General features: G+C 39.3%; 13 protein-coding genes and 1 tRNA gene. 8 read left to right on the top strand and 6 right to left on the bottom strand.

Annotated features, from left to right (window positions below):
- Positions 1-22: 22 nt before the first annotated feature.
- The gene (locus P2W82_RS13720; protein ID WP_336516469.1) at positions 23-1,207 is read right to left on the bottom strand and encodes a threonine aldolase family protein; all 1,185 of its coding nucleotides are present in this window, start codon (positions 1,205-1,207) and stop codon (positions 23-25) included.
- A gap of 236 nt (positions 1,208-1,443) precedes the next feature.
- Between P2W82_RS13720 and P2W82_RS13715 the strand changes: the two genes are divergently transcribed.
- A complete protein-coding gene (locus tag P2W82_RS13715; protein WP_336516468.1) occupies positions 1,444-3,057 on the top strand; it encodes a hypothetical protein in 1,614 nt (537 codons plus the stop codon).
- Positions 3,058-3,272: 215 nt separating this feature from the next.
- On the opposite strand, the gene P2W82_RS13710 is transcribed toward P2W82_RS13715, so the two are convergent.
- From P2W82_RS13710 to P2W82_RS13695, 4 genes are all read right to left on the bottom strand, one after another.
- Entirely contained in the window at positions 3,273-4,691 is a 1,419-nt protein-coding gene (locus tag P2W82_RS13710) for a SulP family inorganic anion transporter (protein WP_336516467.1), read from the bottom strand.
- A 23-nt stretch (positions 4,692-4,714) separates the two neighbouring features.
- Entirely contained in the window at positions 4,715-5,194 is a 480-nt protein-coding gene (locus P2W82_RS13705; RefSeq protein ID WP_336516466.1) for an adenine nucleotide alpha hydrolase family protein, read from the bottom strand.
- Positions 5,195-5,330: 136 nt separating this feature from the next.
- Positions 5,331-6,722 (bottom strand): sensor histidine kinase, encoded by a 1,392-nt coding sequence (locus tag P2W82_RS13700; RefSeq protein WP_336516465.1) that lies wholly within the window; start codon positions 6,720-6,722, stop codon positions 5,331-5,333.
- Positions 6,706-7,425, bottom strand: coding sequence for a response regulator transcription factor (locus tag P2W82_RS13695; protein WP_336516464.1), 720 nt, complete (start codon positions 7,423-7,425; stop codon positions 6,706-6,708). Before P2W82_RS13695 ends, P2W82_RS13700 begins: the two co-directional genes overlap by 17 nt.
- 605 nt (positions 7,426-8,030) lie before the next feature.
- Between P2W82_RS13695 and P2W82_RS13690 the strand changes: the two genes are divergently transcribed.
- Positions 8,031-8,534 carry a hypothetical protein gene (locus P2W82_RS13690; protein WP_336516463.1) on the top strand — a complete coding sequence of 168 codons (504 nt, stop codon included), beginning with the start codon at positions 8,031-8,033 and terminating at the stop codon, positions 8,532-8,534.
- A 267-nt stretch (positions 8,535-8,801) separates the two neighbouring features.
- Here P2W82_RS13690 and P2W82_RS13685 read toward each other — a convergent pair whose 3' ends face one another.
- Positions 8,802-9,176 (bottom strand): winged helix-turn-helix transcriptional regulator, encoded by a 375-nt coding sequence (locus P2W82_RS13685; protein WP_336516462.1) that lies wholly within the window; start codon positions 9,174-9,176, stop codon positions 8,802-8,804.
- A 104-nt stretch (positions 9,177-9,280) separates the two neighbouring features.
- On the opposite strand from P2W82_RS13685, the gene P2W82_RS13680 reads away from it, so the two are divergent.
- The 6 genes from P2W82_RS13680 to P2W82_RS13655 all read left to right on the top strand — a co-directional run bounded on the left by P2W82_RS13680 (position 9,281) and on the right by P2W82_RS13655 (position 14,844).
- Positions 9,281-9,667, top strand: coding sequence for a DoxX family protein (locus P2W82_RS13680; protein WP_336516461.1), 387 nt, complete (start codon positions 9,281-9,283; stop codon positions 9,665-9,667).
- Between the two features lie 284 nt (positions 9,668-9,951).
- On the top strand, positions 9,952-10,428 hold the full coding sequence (locus P2W82_RS13675; RefSeq protein WP_336516460.1) for a hypothetical protein: 477 nt from the start codon (positions 9,952-9,954) through the stop codon (positions 10,426-10,428).
- Positions 10,344-10,844 carry a CPBP family intramembrane glutamic endopeptidase gene (locus tag P2W82_RS13670; RefSeq protein ID WP_336516459.1) on the top strand — a complete coding sequence of 167 codons (501 nt, stop codon included), beginning with the start codon at positions 10,344-10,346 and terminating at the stop codon, positions 10,842-10,844. The genes P2W82_RS13675 and P2W82_RS13670 overlap by 85 nt, the downstream gene beginning before the upstream one ends.
- A gap of 97 nt (positions 10,845-10,941) precedes the next feature.
- Positions 10,942-11,016, top strand: a tRNA-Val gene (locus tag P2W82_RS13665).
- Positions 11,017-11,149: 133 nt separating this feature from the next.
- Positions 11,150-13,150: a hypothetical protein gene (locus tag P2W82_RS13660; protein WP_336516458.1), complete on the top strand. Its 2,001-nt coding sequence runs from the start codon at positions 11,150-11,152 to the stop codon at positions 13,148-13,150.
- Positions 13,132-14,844, top strand: coding sequence for a hypothetical protein (locus P2W82_RS13655; RefSeq protein ID WP_336516457.1), 1,713 nt, complete (start codon positions 13,132-13,134; stop codon positions 14,842-14,844). The genes P2W82_RS13660 and P2W82_RS13655 overlap by 19 nt, the downstream gene beginning before the upstream one ends.
- Positions 14,845-14,864: the final 20 nt, after the last annotated feature.

Below are 14,864 nucleotides of genomic sequence, written 5' to 3'. Positions count from 1 at the left end.
TATGTAAAAACTCGGGCAGTGACTATTTTGCTGCGGCTATTGCTTCTGCAAATGCTTTTGTTAAAGTCACATTATCCTGATTGAGAAAAGTTTCATTGAACCTGATGCGGATGATTCCCTCTTTATCTGCGACTCCCGTAAAGATGGAATATTTGGTCCTGAGCGTAGTTTTGAATTTATCTATATCCATATTTTTCGCGAAGGCTAAATAATAGACATTCGTTCCACCATCAAGAGCAGTTAATTTTAACCCGGGAATTTGTTTCATTGTATTTATCCATTCCTTTGCTTTTGCGGCAACTGAAGAAAGGCGCTGTTCAATACCTTCAAGGTTATGCAATGCAATAGCTGCATTCGGCCAATTGCTGAAAATACTACCCCCATGAATTTTTATCAGGTGATCCATTTTTGAAATTAATGATTCATCACCACAAAGCACTGCACCACCATTTGCACCCAGATATTTATAGGTGCACATATAGACACTGTCGAAATACTTAGCATATTCTCCAACGCTCACACCGGTAAACGCAGCATCCAGGTGAATACGCGCACCATCCAGATGCATCTTGAAATTGTTCTTCCTGCAATAGGCTGAAATCTTTTTTATTTCATCGATCGGGAAAGTTCTGTTGTCGTTACGACGCACAGGAACTTCGATAGAAACGGCACCAATACCAGTTTTAAATACTTCTTCCTGTTGATGATAATTTACTGATGCCTCCAGTTCTTCAGCAGTAAAAAAGGGTTGGCCCTTTGCAAGCGGGATGAGTCTTTTGTTGAACAAGGTTTGCGCAGCATCGGCTTCATCACGATACACATGACTTGTTTCCTGTACAAACACTTTACTGTTTTCTCCACTGAGTGTGGCCAGTGCAAGCTGATTGGCAAGCGTACCTGTGGGGATAAATACAGCTGCTGATTTCCCGGTTATCGAAGCCATCTTCCTGCATAGTTGTTCCACTACTCCGCCCTGTCCATAAAAATCACGGGCCACCTCCTTACCAGTAGTAATCTCTTTCAATTTATCAATATACTGCGCCGGATTATACAGAGGGCCCTCAGAAACAAAAGATACCGTTTGCGGATTTGCAAATTGCATTTCCTCGTCGGCAGTTTTGTCCGCAAAAGCATGAGCAGGCACTGTTACAGGAATGGCAGCAAGGCCTGATAGTTGCAAAAATTTGCGCCTGTTAAATGAATTCATAATCATCTTTTAAAATATAGAATGCAATTGATATCCGAATATACCGACCCGATAATCAAAATTCGCAGCAATAACAGAAAAAATATTTCCGCAATCTATTGACAATAAATAATTTAATAGTCCTCTCATACAATAAAATTTTACCTTGCGACGATTATTTAAAAATCATTACAAGGCTTTGTAGCCACTGTCAGAAAATATTACACCTGGCGTCGCGCTAATCAAAAAATCACTACATGAAAAAATCATCAATTTTAATTTCTGCACTGGGATTTGTGTCATCGGTTGCTGTTGCGCAAACAGCAAAATTCGGAATGCCAGAGGAAATGCTTCAAAAAAGAACTTCTGCAATTGAAAACGCAGTCGGTGCGTTGAACAACAGTTACCTGGTCGTTGAAAGTGATTATGGGAAGGCATCAGATTTCAATAATAATATTCGCACCAATATCCGCAAATATGCTATAAACAATCTTGGAAATAAAGGAACTGTTTATTTGAATCCCCTCGTGGCGGACGGTCTTGATGAAGACAAAATCATTTTTACAGATGTATTTCAATGGGGAAACCGGGTTGCAGGATTTTACACCATCAAAGGAAAGAGTACTAAGAAATCTTTTCCGGTATACGCACGATTCTTTGATGGCAACCTGAAACCAATCGGCAAAACTGCGATTGATATCGGTGACTTTACGCATGGCCAAAGTTCAGGTGGAACAATCTGGCAATCCGGCACAATCATTAACGGACGTAACAAGCTGGCTGTACGCGATGAATTCAGGTTCCGGATCTGCAGTGATTCGTCTAAACTGGTAATGATCATGCATGATGGTGAAAAAGATGGATATAATCTTATACTTCGTCTTTTTGATAAGGACCTCAACAAACTGAATGAAGTAAAAGCTTCTGTTCCCATTCGCGAAAAAGGTGCTACTCTTTCGGATTTTGAACTCGGAAACAATGGTATCGTGTATGTTTTAACGAGGACACCTAAAAGCAGGGCCGATCGTAAAGAGGCGAAAGAGGATGACAATTTTAATTTCGAAATGCACGCGATCAATACTGCCGACGGTAAAGTGCAAACGAAAGAAATCGGTGCCCCAGGCAAATCCATGTTGAAGCCTTCTTTTACACTTGATGCAAAAGAAAGGCCGACAGTCATTTCTATGTATTCTGACAACAACAGAAATAAAGATGCCGGTGGTCACGGCATTTACACAGCCAAATTCGATCCACATACATTAGCGATTACAGTCCAGGATCAGCAGGATTTCAGTAATGAAATGTTGTTAAAAGAAATTGGTGAAAAAGACATTAAAAAAGGTCGGGGTATCAGAAGTGCTTCCTTAGCGAAGATCACGCGCAGGAGTGATGGCGGCATTTATGCATTAGGTCAGTCTGTATCAACGGTAGTAGTATCAAGAGGAACCACTGGAGCAATGAACAGTTATTATACAGAATATGGAATGACGGTATTTTGTTATATCGACACGGAAGGAAAAGTCCGTTGGAGCAGAGCGATCGATAACAGCAGCATGAACCAGGAAGCATTAACGACATCTGCCGGCGCGATTGCTCTTTACCGTGAAAACAAACTATTTGTTGGCACACTCGCAGACAACGGTCTTAAGAAAAAAGAGTTGAAACAAGGATTTCGATTCAACTCCTACGACGACTCCGGAAAAGAAGTGCAGGGAAAGTTTATTGAATTCTCTGAAGACCTGCAGGAGTTTGCCGTTATTCCGCAATCATTTTTCAACACATCTGACAATACAATTATGGCTTGCCTGTATCACGGTTTCGAACGTGGACACAAGGAAATGGAAGTGGCGGTGATGCAGGTAAAGTTTTAACGTTGAACGTATAACGTTAAACGTTAAACGTTGGCTTTCCGATGCCGGCCTGTTGTCAAAATACAATCAGCATTAGCGGCAGATATCAAAACCCTTTGCACCAGCAGGTTCTGCGTTCTACGTTCTACGTTCAACGTTTTACGTTTAACGTAGACCATACTTCAAAAAAAATGGTCCCGCTATGCGGGACCGCGAAAACATCCAGAAAGCTGACATTAAACTTCCTGGACTGTTTTCCTGGTTCGTGGTACAGACACCGATCTTTTCTTTCGGATAAAGAATCGTTGAACTATAAAGTAGATGACGAGAGCAGAGAGAACGCCGGTAAGAAAATCGGTAAGCGGCACCATCACTGCAGTGTATACCATCATCGAAAATTCAAACTTTCCGTGTGATTTGATTTCACCGATCTCCGAAGGCTTGATCATATTGCTGGCCACCCAAACAAGGATACCACCAATACAAGCCATCGGGATCAGCTCCAGGTACGGAGCTACATAGTAGGCAAGCACCAGTTTGAGGACACCTTTAAAATAACCAGCCATCGGCGTCATGGCACCGGCCTTAATGCTGGTTGCAGTGCGGGCAAGCGCACCTGTACATGGAAAACCATTGACCAGGGGCGTTACGATCTGTACAAGACCCTGCCCCCAGAATTCTTTGTCGGGATTGAAGGGCGTTCTTTTGTTGTTCGCCAAACGGTCAGCCATAGACGAACATAAAATGCTTTCGACCCCGGAAACAAATACGATCCCAAACACGAAGTATAACACATCCATCGCAACACCGAATGTAATCTCAGGCATCGATGGCCCGGTGAATACAAAGAAATTATTCGGAATGGATCCGTAAATATCTTTCACCAGGAGAATTCCTTTGTCTTTAAACAGGGTTGCAGACACTAACGTCATGGAAGCCATTGCAAGCAATGGCGCAGGAATAAATATGGAGATTTTTAACAGATAACGCGCCATTAGAAATGTGGTCACCCCTATCAGTACCGACCAGATATTTATTTTATAAAGATTACCAAAAGCGGTAGAGATATGATTCATCAATCCACCCCGGATATCTTCATCCTGGCCAAGAATAACTTTAAAACTTTCAATACCAAGAATGTCTTCCAGGTTGGTAAATGCAATGGCGAACGCAATACCAACGGTGAAGCCAACAATGATTGAATTCGGCACCAGCTTTGCATATTTCCCAAAGCCCAGCAGCCCCAGAATCATCAAAATAATTCCAGCGGCAATGGACACTGTCACCAGCATACCATGCGCCTGTGCCGCAGACCCTCCCCCCGCGTCTCCATACTTTAAATAAAGTGCTGCAAGCAAAGGAATAAATGCGGCTGTTGGTCCATATACCTGGTATTTGGAACCCCCGAATGTTCGTCCGACGATACATGCAAGAGCGCCTGCGATGATGCCCTGCTCAGGTCGCATACCCATCGCCATAGCAAAACCCATGGCCATTGGAATCGCTGTCATCGCCACAATAAGTCCTGCACTGAAATCCCGATAAACTGTCGTCTTCCAGTTCTGTCGCGTGAGGTCTTCCCATCGGCTGTCAAAAAACGTGAAGAATAATTTAAGCCGTTCGAGAACGGTTGTCTGTTTCTGTAATGTCTTCATGATGTTTTCGGTATTTATCGCTTTTAATCGAGGAACAACTCCGCGATCCTGTTTCTTTCCGGGTGTGCCCGCTGAGGATCCCAATCGACCTGGCGGATCGGCATGTCAATACGAAGAATGAATGGCACAGGATCGAAACTGCTTTTAGGCAGGATCAGCTTATACTTGGCAGGAATAATAGCTTCATCGATATTGTTCGCTTCAAGGAACTGAATAAATGCAGACTTTGTAAAACCGTGAAAAAGTTTAACCTGTATAGAAAGAAATTTTTTGGGGAATTTATTTTTGACAATGTTACAGGCTTCGTGAAAATCGTCCGACATCAACGGCTCAAGTATCCTTTGAGGAGAATAAAACATCAGGTCTGTTATGGAATCAGTTAGTCTCGTACAATGAATAAATACAATATTCAATTTATCAAACTCAGAAACTGTTGAAGCATATTTCAGCATCATCAATGACTCAATTGAAAAATCTGTAGGAATCAGTAGTGTACGCGCCATATCGGGAATTTGAATGCAATACTATATGCCGCATTTTAAGAACTGATGTGAGAAAAATTAAAATGTTATTATATCCTTTATAAGAACATTATCAGATCATTTTAAGAAAATATTAATTTTCGCCTATACTATACCGCTATATCACTACGGTTGATGTTTCCGGCTTGAAGAGTGGAAGACTGATCTGTACAGTTGTGCCTTTATTGATCTCAGCATCAACCTGTAACACACCGCCATGGAGGCGAATTATATTTCGGGAGAGAGGCAGTCCGATACCAAAACCTTCATACTGTTTTGTATTGGATGCACGAAAAAAGGGGTCGTAAATGTATTTTAATTCTGAAGAAGGAATACCGATACCTTCATCTTTCACAACAATAATGACATGCTGATTTCCAGTGCCGATGGAAATTTTAACGGGTTTATTACCGGAATACTTTATCGCATTGCTTACGATATTAGAAATTGCTAAGTGAAGCAACTGCATATTTCCCCGAACCTTTAATTTCTCGGGACTATCCGGGATCAGTGCGAGATCGATAATGATTTTATTGCCAGGAACCAAGCGGTCCATAGTCTCCTTAACATCCCAAATGATCTGATCTGCACGGATCCTGTCCATGGATTGTTTTTTACCGTCAAATCCTGTTTGTGCAAGGAATAGCAAAGATCGTGTAACTTTTTCTAGGCGCTCCGCTTCGTTGAGGATCACCTGAAGAGAATCTTTATAGTCTGCCGCTGCACGTTCCTTACTCAGCGTTACTTCGGCTTCTCCTATAATTGCCGTTAACGGAGTACTCAGCTCATGCGAAGCATTGCTGATGAAATTATTCTGTGTGGCAAAAGCTGTTTCCAGCCTGTCCAGCATATGATTGAAAGTAACCACAAGATCGCTGATCTCATCACTGTAATTTTTCTTCTCTACCCGGAGGTGCATGTTTTCAGAACTGATCTCTTTCACCTTCTGCGTAATCTGTCGCACGGGATCAAACACCTTCCGGGAAAAAATAACCGCGATCATGAATGTGAGAAGCGTTGCAAGTACTACTGCTCCAATCAGTACTTTCTGTAAATAAGATTGATGCTCCCTGTAAAATTTATTACTTGCCGAAACGATCACTGCATAAGTACCTTTGTCACTCTGGTATTTCAACCCTGTAAAAAGAGTATTGTTATCGCGATAGGTGGAATTGCCTTTCTGAATCAGGTCATCAAAAAATACTTCCGGAAGTTTTAAAGCTTTTGCTTTTTCTTTTAAACCAGCAGGAGAAGCAATAGGAAAAAAGAACTCCTTTTCGTCAGGAAGTCGCTCGAGATGTTGCTCACGTATCTCCCGATATGCGGGCGTGCGTTCATCTTCCACATCCAGCACCGCTTTTGCTGCAACTACGGCCCTGATCTTCAGCCTGACATTAAACTCAGTATAGAAATGTCGCGCAGAAAAATAATAAACAAACGCACTGATGAGCAGGATGATAGAAATACTGAAACCAAAAAAGAGAAGCGCAATTTTAGCTTGACTTTTCATACACTTCCTTTAATACATAACCCATACCCACTACTGTATGAATTAATTTGTTGTCGTGCGATTTATCGACTTTTTTGCGAAGATAGTTTACATACACATCAACAACATTAGTACCTATATTAAAATTAACGTCCCATACGGCCTCCAGTATTTCCGTACGTGAAAGGACGCGACGTTGATTTTTCAGGAATAATAAAAGAAGTTTATACTCCGTAGTGGTAAGTGTGACGAACTCTTGTCCACGTTTAACTGTCTTAGTATAATCGTCCAGTTCCAGGTCACCGATCGTGTACTTACTTTCTTCGCGCTGCTGTTGAGCCTGGAGGTTGGTATTTCTTCTTCTCAGGATGGCTTTGATTCGGGCAAGCAATTCGATAAACTTGAATGGTTTTACCAGGTAGTCGTCTGCTCCGCGATCAAGACCAATAACAATATTCTCAGCAGTTCCTAAGGCGGTTAAAAACAGGATCGGCGTTGTGATCTGCTGTTTACGAATTTCCCTGCAGATATCAAGACCATTGATACCAGGCAGCATGATGTCCAGTATAATCAGGTCGTACCGGTATTGCAGCGCCATTTTCTGACCCTGTTCTCCATTCATTGCAACATCTACCAGGAACCCTTCTTCAGAAAGACCCTTCTTAATAAAGGAAACAACGTTTACTTCATCTTCAACCAGTAGAATTTTATTCGAAGCAGTCATAACGTTCAGGGCTAAACGCCGTATTTTAATTTTATTTTAATAACGATGGTTGTCGTTCAAATATAGGTCAGAACTCTCAAAAGATTAGAAAATGTTAAATCGGAATACTTTAATCTCCGGCATGAAACTCTTATCGGATAAGGCTTCCAGTAGGTATAGCTGAATCGATTATCCGGAAAATTTAACAAAATAGTTCACAGTTAATTGTTGTTCGCTCATAGTTCTGAAATTCAAATGTGCTGAGTAACAGCAGTTCTTTTAATCCTGCGTTGTTCGTTCATCGTTGTTCATTTTTCGTTATGAAATTCAAACCAGGTTAATTTATTGCTGGTCAGTTTGACATTTTCAACCCAGGCAATGATACTTTAAATTCGATCAGGTCTCCCGCTGATTTTCGCAGATTGAATACACGCTGATCACGCAGAGTTGATCTGCGATCATCTGTGCGTCTTCAGATCCGCGGAAATCTGCGGGAAATTCTCTCAGCATTCGCATGCTCTGCCATTCCACCTACAGAACAGCAATTTATAACGAACACAGTAAAACGATCAACGAACACCGCATACTCAACTTCTTCCTTTACTTTTATTTTTCAAAAACATAGAATGAAAGACACAAAAACTTATCCCGATTATGACGATTACCTACAACCTAAAGGAAATGTCCTGGTAATAAGTTGCATTGATCTCCGGTTGACAGACAACCTGCTTGACTTTCTGCACTTTGATAACCTGATCAATCGTTATGATCATCTTGCGCTCGCGGGAGCATCGTTGTGCGGCACTTATGAAAAGAATAAATCAAAATTCAATCCCGATGCTATCAAATCATTTCCAAGCATACCCCAATGGGAAAAAATGATTGAGGACCATGTGAAAGTGGCAAAAGTGCTGCACAAGGTCAGCGACATTTATATTGTGGAACATGAAGACTGCGGCGCCTATAAAAATTTTCTTGCCGACGGCAATCCAAAAAACCGCGAAAAAGAAATTGATCTGCACAGGAAGTTTGCCGATGATCTGAAAAAACATATCAGGTCAGTACATCATCATGAATTACATATTCATAAGTTCATTCTTGATCTGAGGGGAAACGTTAGTATGTTATGAGGTTAAACGCGGAACGTTGAACGTAACACGTAGAGTGTTGACGGTACAATACTGACTCGGAAAGGCTAATAGGCGATCCTGATTTTTTGGCAGAGGGCATCGGGCACCGATCGTTTTCGCGGGTAATTGCATATCGACATTTTGTGTAGGATATGCACTACCGAGTTCCGACACATTAATGTTAAGAGTAAAAATGCAAGCGCGAAAATTAATCAAACCTGAATTCGAAGAGTTCTGCGTATAACGGTCAACGTTATTCAATTTACGTTATACCATTTCAACCTTCTTCCCCATAATCTTCTTCCGATGAGAAATGCCCCAGTTTCTTAATTCTTCAATTACTTTCCAGAGTGTCTCTCCGTGTTTAGTAATGTCATATTCTACCACCGGTGGAAAATCATCATAAACTGTTCTGCTGATCAGCTCATTCGCCTCCAGCATTTTTAATTCCTTGGATAACATCTTATCTGTGATCCCGGGGATCTCTCTCGAAATCTCTTTAAATCTTTTCTTTCCAAATGACAATGCGATCAGTATCGGTAGCTTCCAACGACCATTTAATACCTCGAGCGCATCTCTTACAGGCATAATGTTACGCGAACATTCCTGTGAATTATGGATTTTTTTATCGGCAGGACACATATTTTTTGAATTTACTTTCTCATTGGATAGTGCTATACGGTTGTATAGTACTATCCTTTGGAAAGCAAATGTACATAAGTTTGTGACTTCAAAAAACCAAAGTCATGAAAAAAAACAAAATTATTTACTGGATAGCCACAGGGCTGATTGGGGCTATGATGCTCTTCAGCGGATTCAGCTATTTCGCCAACCCCAAAGTGGCTGAAGGATTTCAGTTTCTTGGGTTCCCTGATTATTTCAGGATAGAACTGGGCATTGCTAAACTTGTGGGCGCCCTGGCTTTGCTCGTTCCAGCAATTCCACGCAGGATTAAAGAATGGGCATATGCCGGCTTTACCTTCAATCTGATCTCTGCCGCAGTGGCGCATATTGCTAAGGGGGATGTTGCTGGATCGATGAGCCCGATCATCATGTTCGCAGTGTTGGTGGTATCCTGGGTATTTGTAGACAGACAGGCAAAAGAAGCAGACTCACTGGCATTTGCCGCATAGGAGGATAGATTGACTGGGAAGAAAGGTATTCTACGGCGTACCTTTTGTTTGCACGACTCGTGTTTCGGCGAAAGTTCCCAGGTATCCGATCCCCGCTGTCTTGTGGGGATCGGATACCTGGCAGATTTTCAAATTTCGGAAAAGGGAAGGCTAAAAAACAAGTGTTTTTTCACGGAAGTTGACAGAATTTTCCCGGCAGACAATGTTTTATTCCACCTTCAATGCGCTCGCGGATTTGTAATATATTCATACCAACTTCCATCCTGTCTGTTTAAGTAACGGGTATGAAAAACGAATCTTTAAGTTCGCTGCGACCGGTGGGGATTTATTTGTTGATCACACTGGCACTGAGTTCTGTATTTTACTTCCTCATTATATCAAAAGGTTCACTCAGCGGCGGACGCGGAACTTTCGTTACCGGACTGATGTGGTGCCCGGGAATGTCGGCAATACTTACTTCGCTTATTCTTAATCGTAAGCTGAGCTTGCTGGGATGGCAATGGGGAAGAACCAGGTTCCAGCTTTTGAGCTATTTGGTACCGCTCATGTATTCTCTTATTGCTTACATCATCATCTGGTTTACGGGATTTGGAAAATTTTATAATACTGAATTCGTCGAAAATCTTGAATCCATTTTTGGTTTTAGGAAACTGCCTGATCTGCTTTCTGTACTTGTATGTTTTATACTGATTGGTTTGTTTGCCTTACCGGTATCCTGCGCCACAGCTTTGGAAATGAGATCGGATGGCGCGGGTTCCTAACGCCCGAATTGTACAAACGTTTCGGTTACAAAAAGGCCTCCTTTTTCACTGGCATTGTCTGGTCGGTCTGGCACTACCCTATCCTGATTTTTGCAGATTACAACAGCGGCACCCCGACCTGGTATGCGCTCAGTTGTTTTACCGTGATGGTGATCAGCATCAGTTTCGTGTTTACCTGGTTCAGGATAAAATCCGGAAGCCTCTGGACGGCCATGCTTCTTCATGCCAGTCATAATCTTTTTGTGCAGGCATTTTTTACACCGATCACTGCTGACACGGGTAACACAAAATATTATGTTGATGAGTTTGGGGCGGTATTGCCGTTGGTGACGGTGTTTTTTGCGATTTATTTTTACCGACATCGAAAGGAACTGGCACTAATGACCGTTTTACCGAAATTTACCACTACCGTATAATGCGTTGATTTTCAACAGCAAACATCTCAAATCAATCATGAAAAAAAATTTGGTGGAAACGCTGCGCAGTTTATCTTTGCACTCCCAAAACAGGAAAGGGAGTTTAGCTCAGCTGGTTCAGAGCATCTGCCTTACAAGCAGAGGGTCGGCGGTTCGATCCCGTCAACTCCCACTCAATACAGACAAGGGTTTCAGAGGATTCTGGAACCCTTTTCTTTTGCCCTGGTTTAAACATGGTTTAAACAAATCGCAAATAATTCCTCTCCTATAATTAGCATTCCCTTCAAATCTGTATCTTTTAATACATGTTCAATTTTCAAATAGCAGAACAAAAATTAAAGGATGAACCTTCTTTAGTTGACAACATTTCGTTGTTGCTAGAAAGAATATTTACAAACAAGAAATTTGTATTTGAACTTGATGGAGTTTCAGAATTACTCCCAATTTTACTCGAATATGGCATAATTGAAAAAAACGGTGAAAAGTATCAAGTAGCTCATAATAATCTGTTTTATTATGCCGTATATCGGGAATACACAAAAACTAAATCTTTTGTTGTTAATAATAGTGTCGAAGATTTATTTGCTTTCCTTGATTTGTTTGAAACTGAGTTTGATGGAATTACCCAAAAATTTGGAATAACACGATTTTTGTCAGGAGTATTTTCGATTGCAATTTATCATCAACATCTTAATTTCCAGACAGACATTATTGAAATTTCAAAAAAATGGGAAGGACTTCCTAATCGACAACTAGAAATATTTACAACTGCATTAATAAAATTCCTCCCTTTTCATAGGTACCAGTTAGATGATTTTCTTTTCTTGTTGCATAGGGTATTTACCCTTTACAAATACGAAGAAAAAGAAGTCTTTAATATAACATTAAATGAAATAGCTAAAAGTTTAACTGCTTATTCAATTCTGCAAGAAGGCAATTCCCTTGCGCTTCTTGAAAAAATAAAATCGAATCACGACCCTATAGATGATATAATAAACAATTCACTTTTTATTGGTTTTATTAACTCAATAGACAATTATCTAGAGAACCTGGTAATTTTATTCTCAAACAAATATTCACAGCCCTCAATAATAAATGCATTATCTGCAAAATTAACTTTTAACGAAAAGGAAACTGCAACAATTCTCGGCCTTCTAAAAACACATCAACCATTTGAACAAAAAGCTTTAGTTCAAATCCCCAGGCTGATTAATGCATTGGTTAACCGTACAAGTGAGATTACCGAAGAAAATATTAATACCTGTTTTGATATATTATTCGATTTGCTAAATATCAAAGAATTTGAAGTACAGATATCTGTATTAAATTCTGTCAGACACATAGATAATTATGATAGCAAGAAAGTAAAGTTGCTGGAAAAAGTATTAACTCTTAACCATTCTACAGAAAAGCTTATTCCTCATATTGCATGGGTACTCTACTCTTTCAAAGACAGTAAATTCTATTTTGATTTTTTAATCACATATGCATATACATTTAAATTCAGAATAAATGAAGATGTTTTTGAACACAATATACCTTGGATAAGAAATATTTCTCCTGAAGTATTTGATAAAGATTTGGTGCATCTTGTGATACATAATGATGGTGAAATAAGGTGGCTGGGACGCATTCTAGTAAAAACTGTTTCGGCACATCAAAATGGTTTTGAGTTGTCTAAAGCTTTATTACACCTTCCTGCAAAAGAACAATTTAAATTTTTTGTTTCAATCCTTTCATATTTACACGACCCAGAAATGGCGATTCCAATTTTATTGCCATTGCTCGAATCGAAGGATGATTTAGTTGTAGAGTCCTTATTATGTAAACTGGAGCTTTTAACCGAAGATTATGGAAGTTTAATAACTGATATTCTAAATCATCAATGGCCTGAAAAAACAACATTCCAAGAGTCAGTCATTTCAAGAATTCATGACTACTTAGTAAACCATTCAAAAATAATTGACGAAAAAAATAGTATTAAAGAGATTGATCCTTACTATACTCAACAACGTTTTCTAAATGAATATCTAAAAGTATATACCAAAAATTTACAACAAGGAGTTTCAGAGAACGTAGACCAAAAAAGCCAATTTTTAAGGTTTGCGAAAAAAGTTGTGGTAGCGAAAAGCGGTGGATGGAAAAATCCAGGAAGTGGTGAAATTACTAAACTCTCAACTTTTTCTACGAAAATGACACTGCCTATTAGCTATTTTATTTCCCCAGATAATTATGAGTGGGAAAAACTTATCGAACGAACGGAAAATTGGAGTAATTTTTTTCCCGAATGGAATCCCCAAACTTAATTGTAAGCGACTACCTAGCAAGTTTAAAAGAAGATGGCGAATTAGACCATCTCTTTCCAATTTTGCTAAGACTGATGGGGTATAACATAGTTGTCACCCCAAAAGATGCTAAAGGACAACCTCAGTTTGGAAAGGATGTCATCGCAGTAAAAATTGATGCAGATGGCATACGCAAAAAATTCTATTTTGAATTGAAAGGCCACTCTGATAAGGATATTGACGATACTGTAATGTCAAAAAAAGACGGGATTATCGAATCATTGCGGGCAGCAAAACTAACAAAATTCAATGACAGCTCCATACCAGGGTTTAACACGCTTCCTCTGAAAGTTATATTAGTTCACAATGGAGTTTTAAAATCCAATACGAGACCTTTTTTCGAAGGATTTATAAATGACGAATTTCCTGAAAACAATTTTGAAAGGTGGGATATTTATAAACTCACTGAATTATTTAGCAAATATTTTTTCAACGAATACCTTTTTATTGACCATGAAAGCGTTCAATTACTTAAAAGGACATTGATTTTTATCGATGTACCTGATTATAACTATTCAGATTTCATACAGCTGGTAGAATTGCAACTGGAAAAAATAACGACCGTAAAAGGCAGACCATTGTTGAAGTTCTTTGCCTCCATGAATATTCTGTCATTACTAATTATTCGATATTGTACAGAAAAAAATAACCTAGAACCTGCTAAACAATGCCTGACATTTCTACTTCTAAGGCTCTGGAAATGGATTTTAAGCAACAACTATTTTCGTAGAGTTTCAATTAGAAAGGCTTTCGAAAAACTTTGTGGAATTCAATTCGATCTATTGAAGGCCTATTTTAATAAAACTTTGCCTATAACATGTAAATTAAATGGTCTTTTTTCTGAAAGGGGCGGACCTTTCGAAACAATAGGTTTTCCCTTGAGATGTTTTGAGTACATCAACTACCTGGTATATTATTTTGAATATCAAAAATCTAAGTTTAGCCCAGATGAAAGTATTTATAAAACAATAAATGAGTTAAAAGAGAGTCAGAAAGAAATATTAAAATTAATCATCACAAATAATATTGGTTGCAAAAGAGCGATTTTCGATTATCACATAATCGCCATTCTAAATGTTTATTTATTTTTTCTTCGTTCTGGTAACATATCCCAAAGTGATTTCGATTTTTTAAACGAGTATTTGATCGAAATTTTTGACAATATACTTATAACGCATTCGATTCATAAAAGGTACCCCGAATTGCATGGAAATGTTCATGCAATGATTGAATTTCTTACCTCAAAAAATCGTCCTTACAATTATGTTGATGAATCGTCTTTGCTAATAACAATCCTTTTTGAATTATCCGCAATCTTACACAATAAGAGTATTTATGACTATTATAGTCCTGCGTTCAGAGAAAATATTGACTTGCAAATTGCATTGTCTGAACATGATGATATGGAGTTGGAAATTTTATTATTCAGCAAAAATTTGCAAGAAGACTTATATGTTGAAACCGGAATAATATTACCACCCTTGTTTTCCGAATTTAAAGCTCAACTGAAAAGCACGCTTGCCCCAAAAAGAAATTATGTGACTGATCGACTAGGATTATTTCATCTTAGACTCCTCGCTCACATTTATTACAAAAATGAATTCCTCCCGGATGAGTGGCGAAGATATCTTGACGTATTTGAAGAAGTAAAATGAAGCGTATTTCAATTAGAGTA

Source organism: Pollutibacter soli (assembly GCA_029269725.1).
Classification (GTDB): Bacteria; Bacteroidota; Bacteroidia; order Chitinophagales; family Chitinophagaceae; genus Pollutibacter; species Pollutibacter soli.
This window is presented reverse-complemented; position numbering and strand designations above follow the sequence as displayed.